This window comes from Sutterella megalosphaeroides, from assembly GCF_003609995.1.
Lineage (GTDB): Bacteria > Pseudomonadota > Gammaproteobacteria > Burkholderiales > Burkholderiaceae_F > Sutterella > Sutterella megalosphaeroides.
Genome location: NZ_AP018786.1, coordinates 1,167,440 through 1,193,008 on the forward strand (window position 1 = coordinate 1,167,440; position 25,569 = coordinate 1,193,008).

General features: G+C 61.9%; 17 protein-coding genes and 2 pseudogenes. 13 read left to right on the forward strand and 6 right to left on the reverse strand.

Annotated elements, in window-relative coordinates:
* Positions 1–49: 49 nt before the first annotated feature.
* The gene (locus tag S6FBBBH3_RS05040) at positions 50–1,882 is read right to left on the reverse strand and encodes a DUF262 domain-containing protein (protein WP_120176710.1); all 1,833 of its coding nucleotides are present in this window, start codon (positions 1,880–1,882) and stop codon (positions 50–52) included.
* The gene (locus tag S6FBBBH3_RS05045; RefSeq protein ID WP_170143825.1) at positions 1,879–3,711 is read right to left on the reverse strand and encodes a DUF262 domain-containing protein; all 1,833 of its coding nucleotides are present in this window, start codon (positions 3,709–3,711) and stop codon (positions 1,879–1,881) included. The genes S6FBBBH3_RS05040 and S6FBBBH3_RS05045 overlap by 4 nt, the downstream gene beginning before the upstream one ends.
* Before the next feature lie 849 nt (positions 3,712–4,560).
* Here S6FBBBH3_RS05045 and S6FBBBH3_RS05050 point away from each other — a divergent pair.
* Positions 4,561–5,724: an iron-containing alcohol dehydrogenase gene (locus tag S6FBBBH3_RS05050; protein WP_120176712.1), complete on the forward strand. Its 1,164-nt coding sequence runs from the start codon at positions 4,561–4,563 to the stop codon at positions 5,722–5,724.
* Between the two features lie 304 nt (positions 5,725–6,028).
* Positions 6,029–6,337 (forward strand): annotated as a pseudogene (locus tag S6FBBBH3_RS05055) (ATP-binding cassette domain-containing protein); the annotation flags it as partial.
* Between the two features lie 6 nt (positions 6,338–6,343).
* On the opposite strand, the gene tnpA reads toward S6FBBBH3_RS05055, so the two are convergent.
* Positions 6,344–6,787, reverse strand: coding sequence for an IS200/IS605 family transposase (tnpA, locus tag S6FBBBH3_RS05060; RefSeq protein ID WP_120177830.1), 444 nt, complete (start codon positions 6,785–6,787; stop codon positions 6,344–6,346).
* Between the two features lie 65 nt (positions 6,788–6,852).
* Between tnpA and S6FBBBH3_RS05065 the strand changes: the two genes are divergently transcribed.
* The 3 genes from S6FBBBH3_RS05065 (at position 6,853) to S6FBBBH3_RS05075 (ending at position 9,498) form a co-directional block, all read left to right on the forward strand.
* The gene (locus tag S6FBBBH3_RS05065) at positions 6,853–7,983 is read left to right on the forward strand and encodes an RNA-guided endonuclease InsQ/TnpB family protein (RefSeq protein WP_120176714.1); all 1,131 of its coding nucleotides are present in this window, start codon (positions 6,853–6,855) and stop codon (positions 7,981–7,983) included.
* A 134-nt stretch (positions 7,984–8,117) separates the two neighbouring features.
* Positions 8,118–8,651, forward strand: a complete 534-nt coding sequence (locus S6FBBBH3_RS05070) for an ATP-binding cassette domain-containing protein (RefSeq protein WP_408646494.1) — start codon at positions 8,118–8,120, stop codon at positions 8,649–8,651.
* Positions 8,652–8,736: 85 nt separating this feature from the next.
* Positions 8,737–9,498, forward strand: a complete 762-nt coding sequence (locus S6FBBBH3_RS05075) for an ABC transporter permease (RefSeq protein ID WP_120176715.1) — start codon at positions 8,737–8,739, stop codon at positions 9,496–9,498.
* A 304-nt stretch (positions 9,499–9,802) separates the two neighbouring features.
* Here S6FBBBH3_RS05075 and S6FBBBH3_RS05080 read toward each other — a convergent pair whose 3' ends face one another.
* A complete protein-coding gene (locus S6FBBBH3_RS05080) occupies positions 9,803–11,584 on the reverse strand; it encodes a flavocytochrome c (protein WP_120176716.1) in 1,782 nt (593 codons plus the stop codon).
* Between the two features lie 206 nt (positions 11,585–11,790).
* Here S6FBBBH3_RS05080 and S6FBBBH3_RS05085 point away from each other — a divergent pair, with 206 nt between their 5' ends.
* Entirely contained in the window at positions 11,791–12,711 is a 921-nt protein-coding gene (locus S6FBBBH3_RS05085; protein WP_120176717.1) for a LysR substrate-binding domain-containing protein, read from the forward strand.
* 600 nt (positions 12,712–13,311) lie between these two features.
* Here S6FBBBH3_RS05085 and pepT read toward each other — a convergent pair.
* The gene (gene pepT / locus S6FBBBH3_RS05090) at positions 13,312–14,550 is read right to left on the reverse strand and encodes a peptidase T (RefSeq protein WP_120176718.1); all 1,239 of its coding nucleotides are present in this window, start codon (positions 14,548–14,550) and stop codon (positions 13,312–13,314) included.
* A gap of 279 nt (positions 14,551–14,829) precedes the next feature.
* Between pepT and dcuC the strand changes: the two genes are divergently transcribed.
* From dcuC to S6FBBBH3_RS05110, 4 genes are all read left to right on the forward strand, one after another.
* Positions 14,830–16,221: a C4-dicarboxylate transporter DcuC gene (gene dcuC / locus S6FBBBH3_RS05095; RefSeq protein ID WP_120176719.1), complete on the forward strand. Its 1,392-nt coding sequence runs from the start codon at positions 14,830–14,832 to the stop codon at positions 16,219–16,221.
* 249 nt (positions 16,222–16,470) lie between these two features.
* The gene (locus tag S6FBBBH3_RS05100) at positions 16,471–18,621 is read left to right on the forward strand and encodes a sensor histidine kinase (protein ID WP_120176720.1); all 2,151 of its coding nucleotides are present in this window, start codon (positions 16,471–16,473) and stop codon (positions 18,619–18,621) included.
* 72 nt (positions 18,622–18,693) lie between these two features.
* Positions 18,694–19,353, forward strand: coding sequence for a response regulator transcription factor (locus S6FBBBH3_RS05105; protein WP_232008838.1), 660 nt, complete (start codon positions 18,694–18,696; stop codon positions 19,351–19,353).
* A gap of 145 nt (positions 19,354–19,498) precedes the next feature.
* Positions 19,499–20,611: a M20 family metallopeptidase gene (locus S6FBBBH3_RS05110; protein ID WP_120176721.1), complete on the forward strand. Its 1,113-nt coding sequence runs from the start codon at positions 19,499–19,501 to the stop codon at positions 20,609–20,611.
* A gap of 275 nt (positions 20,612–20,886) precedes the next feature.
* Here the strand turns inward: S6FBBBH3_RS05110 and S6FBBBH3_RS05115 are convergent, their stop codons facing one another.
* Complete coding sequence (locus S6FBBBH3_RS05115) at positions 20,887–22,038, reverse strand: porin (RefSeq protein ID WP_120176722.1); 1,152 nt, start codon at positions 22,036–22,038, stop codon at positions 20,887–20,889.
* Positions 22,039–22,580: 542 nt separating this feature from the next.
* On the opposite strand from S6FBBBH3_RS05115, the gene S6FBBBH3_RS05120 reads away from it, so the two are divergent.
* From S6FBBBH3_RS05120 to S6FBBBH3_RS11425, 3 genes and pseudogenes are all read left to right on the forward strand, one after another.
* Entirely contained in the window at positions 22,581–23,447 is an 867-nt protein-coding gene (locus tag S6FBBBH3_RS05120; protein ID WP_120176723.1) for a cyclic nucleotide-binding domain-containing protein, read from the forward strand.
* 211 nt (positions 23,448–23,658) lie between these two features.
* Positions 23,659–24,468, forward strand: coding sequence for a restriction endonuclease (locus S6FBBBH3_RS11325; RefSeq protein ID WP_170143826.1), 810 nt, complete (start codon positions 23,659–23,661; stop codon positions 24,466–24,468).
* Positions 24,441–25,526, forward strand: a pseudogene (locus S6FBBBH3_RS11425) (DEAD/DEAH box helicase family protein); the annotation flags it as partial. The gene S6FBBBH3_RS11325 and the pseudogene S6FBBBH3_RS11425, both read left to right, overlap by 28 nt.
* Between the last annotated feature and the right edge of the window lie 43 nt (positions 25,527–25,569).

A 25,569-nucleotide genomic window follows, 5' to 3' on the forward strand; every position in this document is an offset into this window, starting at 1 on the left:
AACGCCCGGAGGGCTCGACGCTCTTCGGGCGTTTTTTCGCACCTTGAAGTCAGGAATCTCGGACGTCCTCCGCGTGTCGGTCGATGACGGCCCAGAAGGCCTTCATCCGGTCGATGTAGGGCTGAAGCGACGCCTCCGTGAGTTGGTCCGGCGGGAGAGGCACGCCCGCCTTCTCCTGGGCGCGGGTGAGCGCCGCGCAGACGATCAACGTGGGCCAGGCCTTCTCGGCTTTGTCGTCGTCCATCAGTCGAACGGTCTTCGTGCCGATCGACGCGTTTCGCCAGCTCGAATTGAGACTCTCGGTGATGTGCGCGAAGTTGTGGGGAGTGTTCAGCAAACGATCGAGCTCCTTGCGCTGCTTCTGTTCGCCGCGTTCAAGCGACACCCAGTGCTCGGTGGCTTGTCCGGCCCAACGGTCGGGAAGTTCGTTTTCGAGACGAGGCGCTCTTTGTCGGACCAGATCGAAAAAAGCCGAGGCCGCTCTCTCTTGAAGGACTTCCTCAAACGCGGAGCCCGCCTTCGCCCACGCATCGATCGCCTCCTTGACGAATCCGAAGTAGGGCTCCGTCCGGCTCCAGATACCGCGCAACAACACCCATTCGCGCCACAGGAGGAGCCAGGTCGTGGGGCCGCACGCATCGGCATCTTCCTTATTGTTCTCGATTTCTTCTCGCGCTTGTCGGGCGAGCCAACCTTCAAGAGCTTTGAGCGTCTTTCGGATACGTTCCTCGGGGCTCGCCGTTTCGTCGGTGAGGCCGGAAACGACGACGGCAAAGGCCCCGCTTTCGAGCCAACGCTCCTGGTAGTACCCGTGAAGGAAAGCCTGAAGCTGAAGGAGCGCCAGGGCATCGGGAAGGCAGGAAGATTCCGATTCCGACCCGAAGAGAAGCGTTTCGTCCTCCTTGTTACGAGCAAGGAGCAGGCCCGAGCGCAGTCGTTTACGCCGCGCATTGCTGTCGTCGGAAGCGGTGCTCAAGTCGTTGAAGGTGGGAAGCTTTTGCAAGAACGCGTTGCGGTTTTCCGGAGTGTCGAGCACGAACCGGTTCCGAAAAGACGCGTCGGGATCCTCCGGATTCACGGTGAAGCCTTGGGGGTCCTCCTCGTGAACAACCGTCCGAAGAAGCGTCAGGAGAATTCGCATGAAGCGCAACTCCTGGCGCTGGAGCCGCTCGGGCGAGCGCTTTTCCTTGAGACCGAGGCCGTCCAGCGTCCAGACGGTTCGTCGCAGCCGCTCCCATTCTTCAGCAACGGAACTGCTCTTGTCGTCGGCCCGAGCTTCATCCGGCAGATCGAGTACGAGCCTCGCCTTGGCTTCGTCGAGTGCCGAAAGCATTCGGCGTTGACGGTTGAGACGCGTGAAGAACTGAGCGCCGAGGCGGCTCGCACAACGTGCGTCCGCCATGTCGGGTTCCAAGATCGTCACCGCGAACATAACCGCCTCAGTCCAATCGGAGGGGAGTTCGCGCAGGTAATCGACTGCTTCGCGAAAGGCACCCGCAAAGCCCTTGAGGTCGTCGGGCGGCTCGACGGCTTGGGGAAGGGCGAGCCGTCCGCGGAAAAGCGGCAGTCCCTTCTGCTCGAGAAGAAGTGAGAGCAGATGGTGGAGCGTTGTGAGTCGCTGCTGCCCGTCGACGACGTCGAATACGAAGGACGGTTGCAGGTCGCCCTCGGGTGAGGCCGCCTGATCCTGCCGTTTCACGAGGACGATCGTGCCGAGAAAGGCCGGGCGCTTCGGCGAGGCCGAGCAGAGAGTCTCCGCGAGCGACGTCCATTGCGGTTGCGTCCAGGCGTAGTCGCGCTGCCAGAGCGGAATCATGAGCCGCTCGGCGTAGTCTTCGAGTTGACTGAGCGTCATGAGTTTGTGATGGACGGTGTAACTCATTCGGAAGCCTCCGACTCAAAGCGTTTCAGGGTGTCGCGAACATAACGCGCTACGGCACGAGCCTCGTCGGAGCCCTCTTCGGACGGATGCTCAAGAAGCGAGATCCATGCCTTCAGCGCGGTGGAATACCGGTGTCGGCCAGGGGCTTGCCTTGCGAGGAGCCACAGGGCGCTTTCGGGCGTTCGGCATTCGCGGGCCGCTTCAACGGAAGGTTGCAGAAGGAGTGCGTTCTCAATAGTGTAGAAGTACCCGCCGAACGCGCCCGACGCGTTGAAGAGAGCCGTCACCAAGGCGGCAAGCAACGACGAAGCGTCGCGATCGGAGAGTTGGCCGTTCGTTCCGAAGCGGTCGGTCCAGAAGAGCGCCGTGGCAAGAAGTCTCGGAAGGATGGATCCTCGGGACGTGTCGAACGCATCGCCCGCGCCGGGCCTCAGGCCGAGAAGCCAGCGCGAGGCGCCCGGCTTGGTGAGGAGTTCGTTGAGAAACGGGATGCCCTCGACACGGAAGGAGGTCGTTTCGTCGTGTTGCGTATCGGACTCTCGTGAGGCTTTCAACGAGTCGAGCTCTGCGGCAACCAGATACAGGGCGGCGCGAAAGATCAGCACAGCCGTCATGACCAGGGCTTCGGGCGTGCGCGGGTGTTCGGGCGATAGGACGAGCCCGTCGCTCCCGGAAAGCCGAGCAAGGCGCAAATGCGTTGCGAGAACGGTCTCGTCGTTATCCTTGTCTTCGTTCCGGATGCGCAGTGAGTTGTCTAAGAGTTCTTGCGTTCGGCGGATTTCCTCCGTGATCCCCCGAACATGCGTCTCGAGTCGCCGCACGACTTTGAAGAACCCGAGGCCGGCTGCGAAATCGAGCGGTCGGTCGGCACGCCAACAGTCGGGCGCCCGGCCGGAGCTCATCCCGTCGTAGGGCTCGAGCGGATCGAGGTGCAGGTCGGTTTTCTCCGTGATCGGCAGGTACCATCCTCCTCCTCCTTCGCCAGCCAGGAGCCCGAAAAGCCCTTGTATGAGACCCTGTCCGAAGGTCGCCCATGCGTAGTCGTCGGCGAGTCGGTCGAGACCGAGCGGGGTTTCGGAGAAAGGCGTGCGGTACTCGATCTCGATGAGGTCGTTCCTCCCGGAGCCGGAGAGCTCGGCCGGAACGCGGTTCTTGCAGCGCCAGGCTTCGAGCTTCTCAAGCAGTACTTCCACTTCGGGATCGGTCAACGCGTCTTCGCGCAGGATGTGCCCGTAGTGGCGCGCCTTCAGGATCTGCCAGCCCGTAAGCGGCAGGCCCGTGGTGTTCGCGTCATCGAAGAGTCGCTTGACGGTTTCGACGGCATCGGACGACCGAGACTGATAAAGGGCGGCGGCGCGAGCCTGTTCGATGCGACCGCGAAGATGCACGCTGCGTTCGGCGTTGAGCAGGTGGTTGAGCACGCGTTCGGCCTCGGCAATGCGGTAGGTGCTCTCGGCATTTTGATTGGCATCGGCGAGAAGCGTTTCCAAGCGCGAGGAGAGCGGAATGTTGCCGCCATGTGTGGCGCGAAGCAGCAGGCCGAAGGTGATGAGCCTTTGCTGGCCGTCGACGACAAAGAGTGTCCCGTCGTCCGGGCCGACACGCTCAAGCATCAACACCCCGAAGTCGACGGGAGAGGAATCTTCGGGCGACTCTCCGACAACATCATGAAAGAACGCGGTGACGAGCGACTCGTCCCATTGGTACGGGCGCTGGTAGTCGGGGAGCTTGAGGGTGCCCGGTTCGAGCAACCACTCGGAGAGGCATTCCAACCGGAGTTCGAAGGAAGGCTCGACGGTCGGGGCGTCGGTGCTGGAGGTATTGGCCATGGCGTAGTTCTTCGTACAAAGACGGCTCTTCGGAGAGAAGCTCCACGTGTCGACTGTAGCACGCAGGTTTCGGGGCGTATGGCTCGCACTTTCCCGAGGGTAGTCCAGGCGTGTCAACGGTCCTGACAAGATCTGATCGCTTTTGTTACATCTGCAAATGAGAATTACTTGCATCGGAGGGGCGTTTGAGGCATACTTCACTCAACGGGAAACAACACCCGCCCACACCAAGAGCCAAGGGGTCGGCTCGGGCGGGAAAGCTCTCCGATCGACGGGAAAACGATCGCGGAGCCGGCGCTTCTCCTCGCCGCGTTGTTTTTCGGGGTCTCTACTTGAGGGCCGACGGTCGCAACGACTGTCGGCCCTTTTTTCATGTGTGCCGCCCGCGAAGGCTGAGGGAGCCGCGGACGCAGGTCTTCACGTCCCCGCGGAAGGTCGCTGGAGAAAAACTTTTAAATCGCAAATGAGAATCACTTGCATTTCTGAGAGGTTTCAGGCATACTTCTCCTAACGGGAAACAACACGTCGCCCGTACAAGAGCCAAGGGGTCGGCTCGGGCGACGCGTCCTGCGATCGACGGGAAAACGATTGCCGGACCGACGCTTCTCCTCGTCGCGTTGTTTCTTCGGGGTCTCGCTCGGGTCGACGGTTGCACGTACCGTCGGCCCCTTTTTCTTTGCCGATACATTCCGCGGCAGGTTTGGTTTGGAGCAGTTTCGGGCAGGGATTCGCGGATTTTCGGGTAACGGACTCCGCTCTCGCTTCGGTAAGATGGATACGATTCGCGTGCGAAAACGCCTGACAACGAGGCGGCGCACGTCTCTCGTTTGGCTTTGAGGAGATTGCATCATGCAGCCTTTTTCGCTTTATCTTCCGACCCGTCTGGTGTACGGGAAGGATCGCATTGAAGAACTCGACGGCCTTACCCGGGGTTACGGCACGCGCGTCCTGCTCGTCGCGGGCACGGGTTCCGCCCGCAAGTCGGGGCTCGTCGATCGCGTGAAGGCGGCGCTCGCCGGGCGCGACATCGTCGAACTTGAAGGCGTCGTGCCCAATCCCCGCATCGATTCCGTCCGTGCGGGGGCCGCGCTTTGTAAGGAACACAACGTCGACTTCATCGTCGCGGTCGGGGGCGGGAGCGTCATCGACTGCTCGAAGGCGATTGCGGCAGCGGCCGTGAGCGACGAAGAGGCTTGGGAACTTGTGCGTCATCCCGATCGCATCGAAAAGGCGCTGCCGCTCTTTACGGTGCTGACGCTCGCCGCTACGGGCAGCGAATACGACAACAGTGCGGTGATTTCGAATACCGCGACCTCCGAAAAACTCGGCATGGCGAACGACCGGCTCGCCCCCGTGGCGTCGATCTGCGACCCGTCGCTCACCTTTTCCGTCCCCGCCTACCACACGGCGGCGGGCATTGCCGACATCATGAGCCATACGTTCGAGCAGTACATGGTTCTGGAAGGCAATCCCGTGAGCGACGGCTTTTGCGAAACGATTCTGCGTACCTGCATCGAGTACGGTCCGAAGGCCGTGGCGGAGCCCGACAACGAAGAAGCTCGTTCGGCCCTCATGCTCGCGAGCTCCTTCGGTTGCAACGGCATGCTCGCCCTCGGTCGCACGCCTTCGCCCTGGCCCTGCCACGGGATCGAGCACGAAATCTCCGCGTTCCATGACATCACGCACGGTGTGGGTTTGGCGATCATCACGCCGCACTGGATGCGCTACAGCCTCACGGAAACGACGCTTGCGCGCTTCGTGCAGTACGGCGTGCGCGTCTGGGGGCTCGATCCCGAAGGCGACCCGATGACCGTCGCCAAGACCGCCATCGACAAGACGGCCGAATTCTTCGCGTCGATCGGCCTTCCCTCGCGCCTTTCGGAAACGGGCGTCACGGACGAACACTTCGAAGCGATGGCCGAACACGTCGAAACGTGCTGGTGGAGTCTTCAGGGGGCGTTGCGTCCGATCGACCGCGCGGGAGTCCTTGAAATCTTGCGCGCTTCGCTCTGAGGCGGGCGTCGAGCCTTGAGAGGCTGAGCCGAGACGGCCGGGCAGCGTGAAGCTGCCCGGGGCCTCGACGGCACCAAGTGCTCGAAACACGCAAAAAGCCAGAAAAGCAAATACAGCAAGCGAGCCGGTTCCCGAAAGGGGCCGGCTTTCTTTGTGTCGGCGCGTTGCTGGGACGGATGTTCGGCGGAAAACGATCGCGTCGGGCGTCCGAACACCGTACGGATTAAGATGGGCGGTCCGACGTCGCACGCCGCACGGTGCGGCCCGACGGTCGACAAGACCCGCTCACGACTTCCGTACGACCATGACTTCCGTTTTGAGTAAGCCGACTCCGCCGATTTCTACCCCCGCCGGCCGCCCGAGCGCCATCGCGATCGAGCACCTCGGGAAAACCTACCGCACGGGCGTGGCGGCCCTGAAGGACGTCTCCTTTACGGTCGAAGAGGGGAAATTCTTCGGTCTTCTCGGCCCGAACGGGGCGGGGAAGTCGACCCTCATTTCCTGCCTCGGAGGGCTTGCAACGCCCACGAGCGGGCGCATTCGCGTGCGCGGCCTCGATACGGCGACGGACCGCCGTGCGGCCTCGTTGCAGCTCGGAATCGTGCCTCAGCAAAACCCGTCAGGAACCCTCGCCCTCTAAGGGCGGGGAGGAATGACGGCTACGTGTCCCTTGAGACTCGACGTAGCGCTTCAACACGTCAACCGTGACGCCACCTGCCGTCGCGGCGAAATAAGACCGGGACCAAAAAAGCCCCGTGTTGCCGCCGTGAAGAATGTTAGGATGGTTTTTGCGAATCATCCGTGATGAAACGGTTTTCAACGAATTCACCATCGACGAGATGCTCATGTCCGCAGGGAACAACAGCAGGAGATGTATGTGATCCTCCTCCCCGTTAATCTCCTTGACGGTACAGCCGATTTTCTCTGCCGTTTCCCGTAACGTCACCTTCATCTCTTCGAGGATCGGTGGCGTCATAACCTTGCGGCGGTATTTCGTGGTGAACACGAGATGAACGCAAAGCTTGGTGACGCTGTGGCGTCGCTTATCATAGTCGTCGAACATTGAGCGCCTTTTTAAAATAAGTGCTATAATTTCAATTATAGCAATGAATTGCAAAATGACCGCCAATGCTTAAAGCCCTCCGTGTACGACTCTACCCCACGCCCGAACAAGCGCACTTCCTGCGCGGTCAGTTCGGCGCCGTGCGGTTCGTTTGGAACAAGGGCCTCTTTCTCAAGCGGCACTTTTACCGCGTCAAGGGAACCAATCTCGATCCCGTCCACGACCTGAAGAAACTTCTTCCCGTCGCCAAACGGCATCCCAAGTACGCGTGGCTCAAGGACTACGATAGCATGGCGTTGCAGGAGAGCCTGCGCCATCTCGGTTCCGCCTTCTCGCGCTTCTTCAAGAAGCAGGCGGGCTTCCCGCACTTCAAGAGCCGACGCGGCGAGCAATCGAGTTATCACTGCACGGGCGTTTCCGTCGGAGAGGATTTCATCAAAGTCCCAAAGATGGCCCCTATCAAGGCGGTGATCCACCGCCCGGTGGAGGGCAAGGTGAAGAGCATCACGCTCAAGCTCGATACCTGCGGTGATTTCTTTGCCTCAATCCTTTACGACGACGGGAAGAGCAATGCGGTCAAGCCGAAAGCCGTGCGTGCCTCCGAGGTTGTCGGGTGCGACGTGGGACTCAAGTCCTTCGTCACCGACTCGAACGGCCGCAAGATCAAAGCACCGAAGGCTTATCGCCGTGCACGAAAGCGTCTCGCAAAGGCGCAGCGGGCTCTGTCTCGCAAACAGAAGGGAAGCGCGAATCGGGAGAAAGCGCGTCGTCGCTTGGCCAAACAGCATCGACGCGTAGCCCGCATTCGGAAGGACTTTCTGAACAAGGTGTCTCGAAAACTGGTGAACGAAAGCCAAGCATTAGTCGTCGAGACTTTGAAAATCAAGAACATGCTCAAGAACCATCATCTCGCCGGCGCCATTGCGGATGCGAGTTGGGGTGAGTTCGTCCGTATGACCGAGTACAAGGCCGAACGTGAGGGACGTTACGTCGTTCACGTCAACACCTACTTTCCGTCCTCGAAAACGTGCTCGCAGTGCGGGTACAAACGAGACGAGCTCGATCTGTCGGTTCGATCGTGGACGTGCCCGAAATGCGGTGCGCACCTCGACCGCGACGTAAATGCCGCGGTGAACCTGAAGGCGGAGGGCATAAGAATGTTGAGGGCGAACGGGCTGGTCGTCCTTCGCGCGTAAAGTTGCGCGAAAAGCCTGTGGAGCGGGTGTAAGTCCGGGCATGCCCGGCCGTCTGCGAAGAAGCAGGAAGCCTCGCCCAAGCGTCAGCTTGGACGGGGAGCAGTCACGAAATCACGTTCGATCCGTTTCTCACCGTGCGCGAAACGTTGCGGTTTCAGTCGGGCTATTGGGGCGTAAGGAAGAACGACGCCTGGATCGACGAAATTCTCGAGCGTCTCGGCTTGGCCGACAAAGCGGACGCGGGCATGCGACAGCTCTCGGGCGGCATGAAGCGACGCGTCCTGGTCGCGCAGGCACTCGTGCACAAACCCGCCGTCATCGTTCTCGACGAGCCGACGGCAGGGGTCGACGTCGAGCTGCGCGAACACCTCTGGGCCTTCATCGGGAGCCTGCACGCGCAGGGGCACACGATCGTTCTCACGACCCACTACCTTGCCGAGGCCCAGGCCCTCTGTCAGCGGCTTGCGATCATGCAAAAAGGGGAGCTCGTTGCGCTTGATCGGACGGAAGCGCTCCTCTCGCGCTTCGAAGGGCGGGTGATGCGCTGTCGCCTTGCGGCAGGCGACCTTCCCCCGAATTCGAGGGGGACCTTTTGCGCCGGCACGGCGCCGACGTCGCGCTTCGCGTCGCGGACGCATCGGACGTTGCCGCGAAGCTTGAACGCATGATGCGCTTCGGCACGACGGTCGAAAACCTCACGGTCGGGCAGCCCGACCTGGAGGACGTCTTTTTGCACATTACGGGAGGTGAAAAGTGACGTGGACGCCCTTCGTGACGCTCTTTCGCAAGGAGCTCCTGCGCTTTCTGAAGGTGTGGATTCACACCGTGGGGGCGCCGATTCTGACGGGATTCCTCTATTTGGTCGTCTTCGGCGAGGCGCTCGCGAAGCATCTCCCCGTCTACGAGGGCGTTTCCTACACGGAATTCATCATTCCGGGCCTCATCATGATGTCCGTACTTCAAAACGCCTTTTCGAACACGGCCTCAAGCTTCATCCAGTCGAAGATTTCCGGGAACCTCGTCTTCATTTTGCTGCCCGCCATTCCCGGGCCGCAGCTCGCAGCCGCCTACATCTGCGCGAGCTTCGTGCGCGCGGCCTTGGTCGGCGCGGGGCTCTACGCGGTGTGTGCGCTCTGGGCGGCGCCCCCCGTCGCCTCGCCTCTCGTCCTTTTCTCCTTTGCCTTCTGCGGCGCGGCGATCATGGCGTCGCTCGGTCTCATCACGGCGCTCTGGGCCGAGAAGTACGACCAGATGGGCGCCGTCATGAATTTCGTCGTCATGCCGCTCACCTTCCTGTCGGGGGTTTTCTACTCTGTCGAGTCGCTCCCGCCCGTCGGGCGCACGTTGAGTGCGTTCAATCCGTTTTTCTACCTCGTCGACGGCTTTCGGCAGGGCTTTTTCGGCCGCGGCACGACCGACATCGGCACGAGCCTCGTGGTCGTGGCGCTCACGGCCTGCGCCGTTACGGCCGCGGCGGTCATTCTCGTGACCCGCGGGTGGAAAATCCGGGAGTGACGAAGGTTCCGGGGCCGGCCGTCCTTTCGCGGCGGGACCCGCAACCCTTTGCGGGCGGCTCGGCAATAATGGTTTGTGTGTTCATCGTGTTGTGAACTACGGGATGCCATGGCATCGGAGCGGGTCAAAGCTGAGTTTCAGAGTTGGTCTTGATGCGGGCTGTGAACGGAGCTCTCGATTTCGACGATGTCGTGCGGAGTGTGTCAAGCGCGAGCCGGAATCCGTAGAAAAGCCCGTCGGGCGGACCGTAAAGTCCGCCCGACGGCTCGATGGTGCGTATCCGCTCGTCAGAGCGGGAAGGGTGTCACTTCTTCAAGATCGCATCGGCCGCACGGTCGCCCGCGATGCGACCGAACGTGATGGTTTCGCTGATGGAGTTGCCGCCCAGACGGTTTTTCCCGTGAACGCCCCCGGTGGTTTCGCCCGCTGCGAAAAGGTTCGCGATGGGCTTGCCCGCCTTGTCGATCACGCGCGTGTCGGTGTCGATTTTGAGGCCGCCCATGGCGTAATGGATGGCGGGCGTGATTTCGATGGCGTAGTAGCGCGGACCTTTGAGCTCGATCTTGATGTCGGGACGACCGAACTCGTCGTCCTTCCCGGCGCGAGCCATGGCGTTGTAGCGCTCGATCGTGGCCTTCAGGTTGGCGGGGTCGATTCCGGCGTTGCGCCCGAGCTCTTCGAGGGTGTTCCCTTCCTTGGCGAGTCCGAGTTCGAACGCGGCCTTGAGTTGCGCGACGCGTTCCCGCACGCCGTCGTCGAAGATTTCAAACGCGGTGCCGCCCGTTTGCTTGGAGACGGCCGCACTCGTGACGTCGCGGGTGGCGAGTTCCTGGATGAAGCGCTTCCCTTCGCGGTTGACGAAGACCGCTCCCTGGCCGCGAACGGTTTCAGAGATGATGACGGGAGAGCCGACCAGAAGCGTCGGATTCAATTGGATTTCTTGCACGTCCACCAAAGCGGCACCGGCCTCTTCGCCGAGAATCATCCCGTCGCCGGTCGTACCGGGTTGGTTCGAAGTCTTCGTTTCGGGGCTGATGTCGGGACGATATTTCTTCACGAGCGCCTTGTTGGCGCCGAGCCCGCCCGTCGCGAGGATCACGGCTTTGGCGTCGAGTTGATAGAGCCCCGTGTGGAGTCCTTCCACAAGAACGCCCGTGACGTCGCCCCGATCGTTCCGGACAAGCTTGACCATGCGGGAATTGAGCCGCAGGTCGACGCCTTCCAATTGGTCGACATTCTTGCGGAAGAAGGCCGAGAGATAGGGGCCCACGGCAAGGCCGCCCTTGGGACCGTGCATGCGGGCGGCGGAGGCGCCCGCCCCTCGGGCGACGTTCTCAAGGGGAGCGCCGCGTTCGCGCAACCACTCGACGGAGGCCGCGGATTCGCGGGCGAGTACGTCGACCAACGCGGGATCGGAGACGTTCTTGCCGCCCTTCATCGTGTCGGCGGCCATCAGTTCGGCACGGTCCTCGATGCCCTGTGCCTTCTGGAAACTCGTTCCGGCGGCGTTCATGCCGCCCGCGGCAAGCTGGGAGTTGCCGCCCGGAATCGGCATCTTCTCGAGAATGACGATGTTGCGCACGCCGCGGTCGTGAGCCTCCATGGCGGCGACGAAGCCCGCCGCCCCGGAACCCACGACCACGAGGTCGACCGTTTCGACGCGCTCGGGTTTGGCGTGCGTAAAGTCGTCGAGCGGTTTGGGCGCCGGACGCTTGGGGCTCGCAAAGGGCATTTTCTCGAATTGCGGAAAGTCGTGGCACTCGAGGCAGTACGCGCGGGAAGACTCGTGGGCGCGGTGGCAGGTCGTGCACTGAATGTCGCCGAGGTGGGACTTGTGCGGATTCGGGCCTTCGCTTGAAGCCGGAATCTTTTCCATGGGGCCGTGGCATCCTACGCAGGAGGCATTCACTTCGCGCTCTCCGTCCGAGACCGAGGTCCCTGACTTGTGACACGATTCGCACATCACGCCTTTGGCGGCGTGGGCGCCCGCAAGGTGAGCGGCGGGGTCGGGAACGGTTGAGGTCGCAAAGGCGGCGGAGGTCGCGAAGAGGGCGAGGATCGCGAGGGCGGAGGATCGTAGACGCATGAAAGGTTCTCCTTGGGGTGGTGCGGTCGGACCTCTCCGGAGTTTCTCCCAGCGACGCGGGGATGAAAACGAAGGAAGAGGCTTAAGGCAAGCTTAAAGACGGCCGCCGGCCGCCGCTTGTTAAAATTTCGGAAGCCCGGCATCGGAATTGCCGGAAACCGGAGGTTCCCGCGAGGTGCGGGAGTCGTTCTGCGCGGTGATGTTTCGTGATTCGTTTTGATCTTTCCGACCTTCGACTGGTCCTTGCGGTGGAGCGCGCCGGCAGCGTCTCGGGCGCGGCCGAGGCCGTGCATCTCGCGCCGAGTTCCGCCGCGGCGAAGCTCGCCGCGCTTGAGCGCGGACTCGACGTGACGCTTTTTCGACGTACGAGTCGCGGGGCCGTGCCCACCGAGGCGGGACGAGCGTTTGCAAGGCATGCCCGGACGATTTTGAGCGAAGCTTCCGACCTTCAGGCATCGCTCGAGCGCTTTGCTCGTCGCAAGCGTGCCGTGCTGCGCATCGTCTCGAATGAAAATGCTTTGCGGTCGTTTCTGCCGGAGGGACTCGGTCGCTTCCTCGAGGTGCATCCCGAGATGACCGTCGAGGTCGACGAGTGTGCTTCCGAACAAGTGGTCGAAGAAGTCGCCTCGGGCTTGGCCGATGTAGGAGTGACCGCATTTGCGGGGGAGTGCCCGTCGGTGACGTTCGAGCCCTACGCCGTTGATCGGCTTGTGGCGGTCGTACCGGAGGGCTCCGTCCTGGCCGATCTAGAACGCGTCGATTTTGCGAGACTTGCCGCCGAACCCTACGTGTCCATCGGTCCAGTCTCCGCCATGCAGGATTTTTTGGACGAACGGGCGAGGATTTCGGGTATCCGACTCGTTCCGCGAATTCGCGTGGCGAACTGGGAGGCGGCGGTCGCTCTGGTGGCCCGAGGGGCGGGCGTGACGGTCGTGCCGGCTTTTCGTCTGATCGAGCGTGAGGGTGCGGTGACGGTGCCGCTCTCGGATGCGTGGTCCGTACGCACGCTGCGGCTATGCCGGCGTATGCGCGAAAACGAGTTTGAGGAAGAGGGGCTTCTCGATGAACTCCTGCGGACATTGCGCGAAAGCGCGGCGAGAAACGAAGCGGACCGGAATGCGCGATAAGAAGGCGGCACCGCGGCCGTGATGCGTCAAAGAGGCCATAAAGCCGCTTTGACGCGGGAACCGAAATCGATCTACAATTTTCGAACGACGGGTGTTCCGTGTAATTGGGCTTCGGACGGCTTGAGTTATGCGGCAACGCCTCTTTTTTTATCTGAAAAAGCCGTCGGGTTTCTTTCGAATTTACGGAGGTTTGGTGATTTTCTCCGAAGAATGAAGAAGGAATTCGAGCGACTGTAAGACGGGTTGACCGCACGGCGAGCGACCCGAATGCGGAGCGCACGCTTTGCGCCACCTCAAAGCCCGAAGAGATTTCAGGCAAAGGAGTTGGGGAAACACTGATACCTCTTCCTCCGATTCAGGAACAACGATGCATCGTCTTCAAACTCACCGAACTGCTCGGCGAGGTCGAGAAGCTCTCGGCGTAAGAGCAACCTCGATGCGAGGCTCTGCGCCCTGCACTCCCGAGAGTGCCCGAGGTGCAAAAGCAAAGCGGGCGTTCCGGATTTCCGGAACGCCCGTTTCTTGTGGGCTGAGGTCAAGATTTCCCACGTGCGGGCCCGAGTTTCTCCTCAAGCCCGCCCTCGGGAATTCAACGGGACCTCAGGCCTTCGCGGTCATGAGTTCGAGCGTGACTTCCAGGCTCTTCACCCAGGAGTTCATCGGGAGGAATTCCGCACGGCTGTGGAAGTTGTGCGCGCCCGTGAAGTAGTTGGGGGTGAGGACGCCCTTCACGGACAGGTACGAGCCGTCCGTGCCGCCGCGCATGGCGGTCGTCTTCGCTTCGACGCCCACGGCTTCGAGCGCGCGGTAGAGGCGGTCGATGCCTTCGCGGTTGTCGTCGCGGATCGAGTCGGCGATGTTGGCGTAGGAGTCGGAGAGCTCGATGTCGATCACGGCGCGCGGATGACGCACGCGGAGGTACTCGGCGGCGGCCACGAGCTTCGCCTTCTTCGCTTCGTAGAGCGCCTTGTTGTGGTCTCGGATCTTCATCGTGAGGACGGCCTGGGAGGGATTCGCCTGGAGCGTCTTCAGGACGATGAAGCCTTCGCGGTTTTCGGTGTATTCGGGCGTTTCGCCGCGATCGAGCATCGCGATGAAGTCGTGCACGACGAGAATCGGGTTGACGAGCACCCCTTTTGACGACATCGGATGGGCGGGAATCCCCTTGACGGTGAGCTTGGCATTCCCGGCATTGAACGTTTCCCAAACGACTTCGCCGAGCTCGCAGCAGTCGATCGTGTAGGCGTAGTCGACGGGGAATTTCGCGAGGTCGAGCTTGCGGGCGCCCTGTTCGCCGAGTTCTTCGTCGGGAACGAAGCAGATGTAGATGTCGCCGTGCGGACGGTTTTCTTCCTTGAGGATCGCAAGCGCCGTCATGACGTTCGCGATTGCGGACTTGTCGTCGGCGCCGAGCACCGAGGTGCCGTCGGAGATGACGATGTCGTCGCCCTTGTAGCGTTCGATTTCGGGGTGTTCCTTCACGCGAATCCAGATGTTTTCGGCTTCGTTCTGGAGGATGTCGCCCCCTTGGTAGTTTTCGACGACCTGCGGGTGAATGACGGGGGAAAGGCCCACGTCCACGGTGTCCATGTGCACCATCCAGCCGACGGCGGGCGCGGTTTGCCCGGCGGGGAGGTTGCTCGGGAGCTTCGAGGTGAGCACGGCGTGCTCGGAAATTTCAATGTCGACGAGTCCGAGTTCAGCGAGTTCCTTCGCGAGGAGTTCCGCAAGGTCCCGTTCGGCGGGATTGCTCGGGACGACGCCCGCCTTGGGGTTCGACTGGGTGCTGATCGCGACGTAACGCTTGAAACGCGTCAGAAGTTCGGATTTCTTGTCCATGGGTTGACTCCTCTTTGTCATGGAACGTGTGGTGGTCGGGGAACGCCCCTCGCAGGGGCCTTCCTTGAAAACGGTCGCGAACCATTATCGAAGCGTGAAGATGCTTCGTACATTGCACCAAGGTACAAGGCGCCCGAGGGGCGGTCCGTCGCACAATGCCACCGTGCCCGTGCCGCGATTTCCGGCTGCGCTCGACTGCCTCTCTCGTCGAATGCGCCGCGATTCGCGGGCGGCATTGAGACCCACGACCGTTCAACCCCAATAAAGGAGCCGAAACAAATGATCGGCGTCATCATTTCCCTCCTGGTCACCATCATGGTGGTCCGGATCCTTCTTAAAAAACTTAAAGCCCAATTCGTCCTCTTTTTCGGCGGCCTCGTGCTGCTTTTGAGCGCGGTGCTCATGGACATGGCCGGGCTCCTTCCCAACGGCGCTCAGATTCTTCCGAAGGGCGTCGCGAGCACGGGTTTCGTCGGCTTCGACTTCTTCAAGTGCATTTCGTCGATCATGTCGTCGCGCCTCGCGGGGATCGGTCTTCTCATCATGTCGGCCGCCGGCTACTCGACCTACATGTCGAAGATCGGCGCGAGCGCCGTCATGGCCGACTACATTTCGCGTCCGCTTCGCGTCTTCCGCTCGCCCTACGTGGTGCTTGCGATGAGCTACGTGATCGGCGCCCTCGCGGACCTCTTCATCCCGTCGGCTTCGGGCCTCGCCATGCTCTTGATGGTGACGATGTACCCCGTGCTCGTGAAGCTCGGCGTCTCGCGCCTTTCGGCCGCCGCCCTCATTGCCACGGTCTCGTGCCTTGACATGGGGCCGACCTCGGGTGCCGCGAACTACGCCGCTCAGGTGGCGGGCATGGACACGATGACCTACTTCATCGAGTACCAGATCCCGGTCGGCATCGTCGTGACGATTGCGGTTGCGATCCTTCACTACTTCACGCAGCGCTACTTCGACCGCAAGGACGGCGACAAGGCCAACGAAATCGACGAATCGATCGCGAAGCAGAGCGACCTCGACAGCAAGGGCGCTCCCGTCTGGTACGGCTTCCTCCCGATGATTCCGCTCGTCCTCCTCTTCGTCTTCAACCGCTTCGTGATTTCGAGCATCAAGCTCGACGTCCCGACCGCGATGTTCATCTCCTTCACGGTGGCGCTCGTTTGCGAACTCTTCCGCAAGACGCCGAAGGAAGTGCTCACGACCGCGACCGAGTTCTTTAACATGATGGGTAAACAGTTTGCCACCGTGATTACGCTCATCGTCGCGGGCGAACTCTTCGCGAAGGGCCTCATTGCCACGGGCACGATCGACTACCTCATCGAAGGTACGAAGCACCTGGGGCTCCCCGCCTACGCGATCATGATCGTGGTTGTCGCCTTCATCTCGATTTCTTCGGTCGTGATGGGCTCCGGGAACGCTCCCTTCTTCGCCTTCGCGCCGCTCGTTCCCGACTTCGCGCAGCAGTTCGGCGTCTCGACGATTCTTCTTCTCATGCCGATGCAGCTCTCGACTGGGCTTGCTCGTGTCATGTCTCCGATCACGGCCGTGGTGGTCGCGGTGGCCGGGTGCTCCGGGATCAATCCCTTCGCGCTCGTTCGTCGCACCGCCATCCCGATGACGGGCGGGCTGATCGTGATGATGCTGACGACCATCATCCTCAATTGATCGACGACCGCGTCGATGCCCGGTCGAGAGGGGCTCGCACGAACGAGCCCCGGCCGACCCAGGCCTGCGCGCTCGGAGGCGCACGGCAAGGCGCCCCCGGGCGCCTTTTTGCATATCGGCAGGTTCGCGGCTTCCGGCTCGACCGCTATTATTGGTTGAGGGCGTACGACGACGGTTTTTCGGTTCCCGAGCGACACGCCCCGAGATTTCGACCGCCGAACGTCCGGCCACTCGTACGCTTTTCGACCCATGCGCTTCCTTCGTCGCCCCGCTTCCGTTCGTTGCCCCGGCGTGCCGCATCGTGCCGCCGTTGCGTTTCTCTTCGCGCTTTTCCTTGCAGCGTCTTGCGCTTCTTTCGATGCGGACGCGCGAGCGCAGAGCCTCCCGACGGACGTGAAGCCTTCGAACGGTTCGACGGTCTCGCAACAGTCCGCTCTGTCGACGCCCTCGGGCCCTTCGAGCGCATCCGCCTCGGCGCCCCTTGCGGAAGACGACCCCGAACCTCGTCCCGCCGTTGCGGCTTTGCCGCGGCACGTCTTTTCCGAAAACGAAGCGGAACCCGAGGAAGGCCGTACGGGCGACACGCCGACGCTCGTTTTCGGGGTGCCGGCGTCGGACGAACCGGGGTTCCGGGAAGAATTGCTCCTTCCCACCTACGAAGCGCTTCGGCGCGCCTTTCCCGACCACCGGATCGAGTGGCGGGAGATGAGCAAATTCGACCTCATTCTGGCGGTTGTGAAGCGCGAGGTCGATCTCTACGTCGTCTCGAGCGGCTTTTTCGCTTACCTCACGCACGGTGCGGGCTCATCGTGGCTTGCGACGCGCAAAATCCCGCAGGCTTCGGACCCCGAGCATGCGGTCGGGGGCTTGGTCGTAGCTCGAGCGGCCGACGACCGCTACGCGACGATCGCGGACCTGAGAACGGCTCGTGCGGCCGCCGCGAGTTCGCAGTCCTTTCCTTCTTGGACGGCGGTGCTCGGCGAAATCGCGAACGTCACCTCCTACCCAGAGCACTTTCTCGGGAAACCCCGCTTCACGGGTGATTCGGGCCTTTCCGTCGTCGAGCGCGTGCTACGCAAAGAAACCGACGTGGGGTTCCTCAGAACCTGTGAGTACGAAACGCTCGTCGCGCGCGGTCTCGTGCACCCGCAGGCACTCAAGGTCGTCGGGGAACGCACGAGCGAAGCGCTCGCGTGCCGCACCTCGACCGAACTCTATCCGGACCTGGTTCTCGCGGCGCGGCCCGACCTTTCCGACTCGGTGCGTCGCCGCGCCGCGGCCGCGGTTTTTTTGATTCCCGAAAGCGCCTCGGGCTACGCCTGGACCGTTGCGAACGACTTTCGGTCGGTGAGGCGCTTGGTCGCTCGCTTCGGGAGCGCCCCGAGCGAGCACGCCGAGCCCTCGGCCGCGCTCGATCGCTACAAGTACGCGCTCGTCATTTCGGTGTTGCTCCTCGGCGGCGCGATTCTCTACAGCGTGTCGGTAAGCGGCGTCGTCGCGCGCCGTACCAAGGAGCTCGTTGCCGTAATCGACGAGAAGACCACGCTGGAGCAGACGGCGCGCGTGAGCCGCGAACGCTTGTCGCAACTCGAGCGTGCGGGGATCGTGTCGGAGCTCTCAAGCATGATCGCGCACGAATTGCGCCAGCCCGTGGCAGGGCTCGTCAACTACGCGGACGGGCTCGCCCTCTACCTGAGCGGCAAACAAGATCCCGTCGTTGAAGAGGCGACCCGCGAAATCGCCCGGCAGGCGGAGCGCGTCTCAAGCATCGTCGAGCGCGTGCGCGCCTATGCGAAAGGAAAGTCGGACGTGCGGCAACCGAGCGACCTCTGCGTCGTTGCCAAACGCGCCTTCACGACCTTCCGCTCGGGAGCGGACTTGACCGGCGTGCGCGTTTCGGGCGAATTTCTCCCCGAAGCGCCCGTTTCGGGCGATCCGCTGGAGCTTGAACTCCTCGTCGTGAACTGCCTCAAAAACGCGCTTCACGCCGCAAAGTCTTCGCCCGACGGGCACGGTGAAATCCGCATTCGTGTGTCGGACGACGCGTCGGGCGAAAAGTGGTGCCTGGAGGTCGAAGACAACGGTCCCCGGATCGACGACGCAAAGTTCGCCGAACTCTCCCACCCCGTGACGAGTGAAAAATTCGAAGGGCTCGGTCTCGGACTCTCGATTTCCCGCGTGATCGCGGAGCGCCACGCCGCGCGGCTCCTCTTCCGTCGTGCTGGCGAGCGAGGACTTGTCGTGACGCTTCTCATCGCCAAGCGCCCCGTCGAAGCGGAGGATGCTTCGCACGGTACGGGCGGCATGAACGGCATGGACGGTACGTTGGCCGCTCCCAAGGCCGTACCCGCATCTCACTACGGGGCCGACCCGTCTCGAAATGTCCTCTCGGACGAATGATCGACAGACTGAAAGACCTTCCGACCAATTAACCGACCGCCCCTCGATCGACTGTTTTAAAGGAGAAAACCCGTGCTCGACTTCGGCTCGCCTCCCGCGCTCCAACCCCTCGCCCGCATCGTCGACGACGATGAAACGGTTCGCCGCTCGACGGTCTTCAACCTGCGCATGGCGGGGATCGAATCGATCGCCTTCGAGAGCGCGGAAGAGTTTCTGGAGCGTGATGACAACCGTCGCCCGGGCGTTCTTATTCTCGACGTGCGCATGCCCGGGATGAGCGGCCTCGAACTGCAAGACGAGTTGTTGCGTCGCGGAAACGACCTCCCGATCCTCTTTCTTACCGGCCACGGCGACGTCGCCATGGCGGTGATGGCCCTCAAAAAGGGGGCGGCCGACTTTTGCGAAAAGCCCGTCGACCCCGCGCAGCTCCGCGAAAAAGTGCGGCGCCTCTCGGAAGCCCACATCGAAACGCGGCGCGAGGCTTTCCGCATCCGCATGATGAAGGGGGCCTTCGAAACCCTCACGGACCGCGAAAAGGAAGTGATCCGGTGCGTGGCGGACGATCGCTTGAACAAGGTGATCGCGTTCGACCTCGGGATTCAGGAGCACACGGTGAAAATCCACCGCGCGAACGCCTGCCGCAAGCTTGGCGTCCGTTCGGCCCTCGAAGCGCACGAATTCCTGCGTCAGATCGGAGAGCTTCTGCCCGAGGCCGAGAAGCCCTCCGAATAAGGACGTCCCCGGGCCTTGAACCAAGGTGCATGGTTTCTTTTCCTGCGGAAAGCGACAATTTCCTTCGACCAATGACCGAAGACGGTCGCAGGGGCGGAAAAAGAAATCGTCCGCGATCGTCGCACTTTTTTCTTGGAGAGGACCCATGCTCGAAGCTTATTTGAAGGATCTCGCCGAAGTCGTCAACATCGATTGCGGCAGCGCCAATGTCGAAGGCGTCACGAAGGTCGCGCACATCATGAAGGCGCACTTCGATTCGATCGGCTGGCACACCGAACTCGTCGACGTCGGCCCGAAGGCGGGCAAGGGCGTTTTCGCGACCAACAAGCCGGAAGCGACGACCTACGACATCATGTTCAACGCCCACCTCGACACGGTTTTCCCCGAAGGCGAAGCCGAACGTCGCCCCTTCAAGATCGAAGGCGACCGCGTCTACGGTCCGGGCTGCGGCGACTGCAAGGCGGGTGTCATCGCGATTTTCCACGCCCTCAAAAACGCTCGTCCCGAAGACCTCGAACGTCTTGCGATCGCGGTTGTGTACAACCCCGACGAAGAAGTGAGCTCGCTCTCCTCGCGCCCGTGGTTGCGCGAAATGGCTTCGAAGAGCCGTCGCGCCATCGTCTGCGAACCGGGCCGCGCGTCGGGCGCCTTCGTGCGCTCCCGCAAGGGCCGTTCCGTCTGGGACATCACCTTCCACGGCGTCGCCGCCCATGCGGGCAACAACCCGCAGGACGGTCGCTCGGCGATTCTCGCCGCCTCGCGCTTTACGATTGAAGTGAGCAAGCTCGCCGACTACGAAGGCAAGGGTACGAGCGTTACGGTCGGCGTCATCCAGGGCGGCACCGTCTGCAACACGGTTCCCGAAAAGTGCACGATCAAGATCGATACGCGCTGCTGGAAGGACGAAGACGGTCGCGAAATCGACGCGGGTATCGAAAACCTCGCCAAGCAGAACTGGGGCGACGGCATCACCTGCGAAGCGCGCCGCGTCTCCACCTCGCCCGCGATGCCCGTGACGGAAGCCTCGAAGGAACTCGTCGAACTTGTGAACCGCGCCGCGAAGGCCGCCGGTTACGACGCGAGCTGGGTCGACGCGGGCGGCGGTTCGGACGCGAACCGTATCGCCGAAGCGGGCGTTCCCGTGGTCGACGGCGTGGCTCCCGCGGGTGCCGGTTTCCACTCCGAACGCGAATACGTCGAAGTGAAGACGATCGAAAACCGTATTGCAACCCTTTCGAACGTTCTCTCGCTCCTGTGAGAACGACGAAAAAAAGGAGTGCGTCCCCGGGGACCCTGCGGCATGCCGTACGGCATGCCGCAGGGGAGCGGGGTCGAAACGGAGGTAGCCGGAAAGCCGATACATATCGGGTTTCCGGCTTTTTTCTCGTCCTGCGGACATGAAAAAGCCGACGCCCCGAAGGGTGCCGGCTTTTGGGGTTCCGGAACTATCCGTTGGACTCCGAGCCCTCGCGGGAGCGCCGCGAAGCACTCCCCGAGGGGCTCAAGCGAGGCCGTACGGAAGGACCTCTCGGATTAGAAGCGGTGAACGATACCCGAGGTGAGTTCGTAGCCGCTCGGCTTGGCGGAGTCGCCCCCCTGCAGTTCGACCTTTTCCTGCGAGTAGCCGCCCATCACGTAGACCGCCGTACGCTTCGAGAGGGGATAGTCGTAGCCCGCGGAGGCCACCCAGCGCGTGAAGTCTGTGTTCTGGCGGTTGTCCATGTCGCGGTAGGCGAGAGCGCCCTTGAGGACGCCGTTGCCGGCGGGAACGTGAATGCCGAGGCCGACGCCGAAGCCGTCCACGAAGCCGTAGCCCGAACCCTGGGTGATGTCGAGGATGCCTTCCTTGCCGACGCCCGAGCGGACGGCCGTGTTGAGTTCCATATCGCCGAAGAACTGCGTGAAGGCGAGGAACTTGATGTTGTTTTCAAGCGAGTAGTTGCCGCCGAACGTCACGGTCCAGCCGTCGTTCTTCGACGGATTGGCGCCGGCATTGCGGTACGTGCCGTACATCGTCGTGTCGCCGACGAGGACGAGTTCGAGCGGGCCCTGCATGTAGCGGGCGGCAAGAGCGGCGTAGCGGTCGGATTCGCCGCCGTGGCCTTCGGTACCGACAGCGGCGGAGTTGTTCTTGAAGGAGTACATCGCGTAGCCCGTGAAGCCCGCGAAGGTCGGGGTGACGTAGCTCACCGCGTTGTCTACGCGCGTCCAGGAGGAGGCCGTCACGTGGCCCGAACCGAAGGCGACGGTGTAGTTCGCGAAGAGCGGATCGATCGCGCGGAAGAGGCCGTCGGCGCCGAGCGTGCTGCCGAAGACGGGCATCAAACCGAAGGAGAGCTTGCCCCAGGGGCCGTGAAGGTCGACGTGCGATTCGCGACCGAAGAGCTTGCCGCCCTGGTCGAGGCTGCCGTCGTCGGACTTGATGCCCGATTCGAGCACGAAGCCCACCTTATAGCCGTTGCCGAGGTCTTCGGAACCCTTGATGCCGAAGCGGGAACCGAATTCCTTGGCGTTTTCCATCGTGAAGGAATCGGTCGAATCGATGCCGGGGCGGTCGGCGTCGCTGTGCACGTAGGAAAGGCTCGTGTCGATGAGGCCGTAGACTTCGACTTCGGCGGCGGTGGCGGTAAAGGAAAGGCCCGCGAGAGCGGCGCCGAGGGTCACGGCAAGAAGACTCTTCTTCATGATGGGGGTCCTGCAAAAAGGATTTGAAAACGTCGCGAAGCCGCTCGGCTCCGCAGAAGGCTCACCGATCGACGTTGATCGTCGTCGGTCGGCTCGGGCCTTCGTTGTTGAAGGCACAATTTTCGGGGTCGAAACACGTATCAAACACCCAAATACTTGGGAGTCGAACAAAAGGAAAAACCCTGTAGTACGGCGAATTCCCTGCGGCACAGGGAATCCACTAGAATTGCCGGATAGGCAACACGTCGAAAAAAGACCGAATGCAAGTGTTGGTAAAATACAACACTACGGTTTTCAGGCTGTCCTACGGGTGTTGTGCCCCGGAAAAGACCTTGCGGTAGGACCAACCGAGAGGTAGGACACAAGACGAAATCGTATGACAAAAGAGGAAAAGAAAACATTCCGATCGACGGAGAAAATTGCCGTCGTCGAACTTCCGCTGAGACGCGTCGGGCACGAGCCCGGTACCGGTCACAAAGGGACCGGCGGGAGGCGTCGAGGCGCAGCCGGTCGATCGGATATTTCACTAAAGGAGAGACGCCATGCGCCGCTTTACCGACGCGTGGATCGACGCCGTCGGGCTCAAGCGCTTTGCCGGGCCCTGGTCGTCGCCGCGCGGACCGAGACTTCCGATCCTTCCCTGGATTGCCGTACCGCTCCACCCGATCATTCGCGAGTTTTTCGAGACTTGCGGTCGGGAGGTGCACTTTGCGCCCGGTGAAAAGTTCTTTCCCACGACGCAGGTGACCCATTTCATCACGGTGACGTCGGGCCTGACGGGGCGTGTTGCGGCGGTCCTCGACGGTCGAAGCGGCTCGGGTGCGATGGCCCTTTCGCCCGCGGGGCGCTTTGCGGCGGGGAACCTGAATTGGGTGACGAGGCGTCCGGCGATCGGTCGCTACTATGCGCTTTCGCAGTGCACCGTGCGCATGATCCCGCATGTCGATGCGGAAGAGCGGATTCTTGCGCGCGACGACGCGAACGATTTTCTCCGCATTCTCTACACGCAGTTCGAACTCGGGAACCTCTCCGACCGCATGGCCTTTTCGACGCTTGCGCTTCTCCAGGCGCCCTTGCGTCTTCAGGCTTTTTTCCTTGCGTGGTCGGTCTTTTACGGCACGATTCGGGAAGAGGGCGGTCGACACATCGTTCGGATGCCCTCGCCCGGACGTCGGGCGCACATCGAAGACGTACTCTCGGTTTCTTCCGTCACGATGGACAAACTCTCTTCGCACCTGCACGCGGAAGCCGCCTTCGAGCGCGACGGGGAGTTCGTGACGTTCGACGCCGCGTGGTTGCAGGAAGCGCACGACTGGATGCGCGCCTGCGACGGGGACGGTGTGCTCTACCCGAGGCCCAGGTCCGTGATCGACTTTCTCTACGGCGCGCAAGCGGGCGAGTACGCGTGAGTCGCAAAGCACGGGTGCCTGCCCGTGCTCAAGCGAAGAGGGTCCGTAAGGTCGGAAAAACCCTGTGAAGAGCGCAGAGCGCCTCTCCTTCCCGCATTCCCTATACTTGACGGGCACCCCGTTCCGGAGTCGATCGGCCGGGTCTCGGAATTGAGGCATGTCAACGGTCGCGTCGGAACGGTCCGAAACAGACAACGCATTTTCCCGACTCATGACCGAATTCGATACGAACGATACCGACGTCAAGGAAGAGCTGCCCGAGAACGCCGACTATCTCACGCAACTCCTCGACACGCTTGAAACTGCGAGTGCGACCGAACGCGACAAAGGCACGCGCTTCGAAACGCTCGTCCGAGACTGGCTTCGCAAGGAGCCCACCTATTCGGACCTCTTTACCGACGTGCAAACCTGGAAGGATTGGGCGTCGAGTCATCCCGACCTCGCCGTCAACGCACGCGACATCGGGATCGACCTCGTAGGCACGAACGCGGACGGCCCGGGCTACACCGCGATCCAGTGCAAGCTTTACGCGCGCAATGCGAGCGTCCCGAAGGCGGGCATCGACTCCTTCCTCGCCGCTTCGGCGAAGCCCTTCTTCACGCGCCGTTTTTTGGTGGCGACGAACGAAAAGTGGTCCGAAAACGTCGCGAACGAACTCCATCAGCAGACGATTCCCGTCACGCTCATCACGCGTCGCGAACTCGAGACGTCCGTCGTCGACTGGTCCGAGTACCTGAAGTCGGGCCGTGTGGTCGAACGCCCGAAGCGCACGCCCCGGCCCTATCAGCTGAACGCGATTGCCAATGTTGTCAAAGGGTTTGAAACCTCCGACCGCGGCAAGCTCATCATGGCCTGCGGTACCGGAAAGACCTTTACGTCAATGAAAATTGCAGAAGAATCAAGCATTTACCCCCCCCCCACCAGAATGCTAGAGGTCGGTTCGTACTTTTTCTCGTCCCCTCGCTCTCCCTTCTTTCTCAGACGCTCTCCGACTGGAAGCAGCAGTGCTCGTGCCGTCTGAATGCCTTTGCCGTCTGTTCCGACGCGTCGACGGGTAAGGCCAACCTCGAAGACATCGAACAGTTGACGGTCGGAAGCGAGCTCGCTTATCCCGCCACCACGGACGCGAAAACACTCGCCGATCGCGTTGCCCGCGCCCTCAACGACCACGACGCTCTCACGGTCGTTTTCTCCACCTACCATTCGATCGACGTCCTGCACGAAGCGCAGCAGAAGTACGGAATGGCCGACTTCGGTCTCATCATCTGCGACGAAGCGCACCGTACGGCCGGCGGTCACTACGTCGAAGGCGAAGAGGACTCCCCGTTCCAGCGCATCCACGACGCGAACTACGTTCGCGGTAAAAAGCGCCTCTACATGACGGCCACCCCTAAGATTTACGGGGGAGAAGCCAAAGCCCAGCAAGACGCGGGCGAAGTCGTTCTCTATTCGATGGACGACGAGAAGGTGTTCGGCAAAACCTTCCATACGATCTCCTTTTCCGAGGCCGTCCGTTTGGGGAGTCTGGTTGACTACAAGGTGATCGTCCTTACGATCGAAGAAAACGTCCTCAAAAAGTACGCCGAGGGACGCGACGACCTGGAGCTCGTGCGCGACGGCGGGTTGCCCGTGAAGCACGCGGCCAAGGTGATCGGCTGCTGGCGTGCGCTCTCCAAGGTCGACCTGAAGGGCGAACGTTCGATTTTCGACGACGTTCGCGCGATGAAGCGCGCCGTGGGGTTCGCGCAGATCATCGACGCGCCGAAGGGGCGCAATCTCGACCGTACCTCGTCGAAGCTCTTCGCGGCGAATTTCGAAAACGTCGTCGAAGCTTTCAAGAAGGAAAACTTCCTCACGTTGAACGCCAAGGACCCGACCTACAGCCGGGCCGCCTACGCGGCCGAGTTCCCGCTCGAGTGCGACTGCAAGCATATCGACGGGTCGATGAACGCCACAGAAAAAACGGCGCTTCTCGACTGGCTGCGCGAGGAGCCCGCCAAAAACCGCTGCAAGATCCTCTTCAACGTTCGGTGCCTTTCGGAAGGGGTCGACGTGCCGGCGCTCGACGCGGTGCTCTTTCTCTCGCCCCGCAAGTCGCAGGTCGAGGTCGTTCAGACCGTGG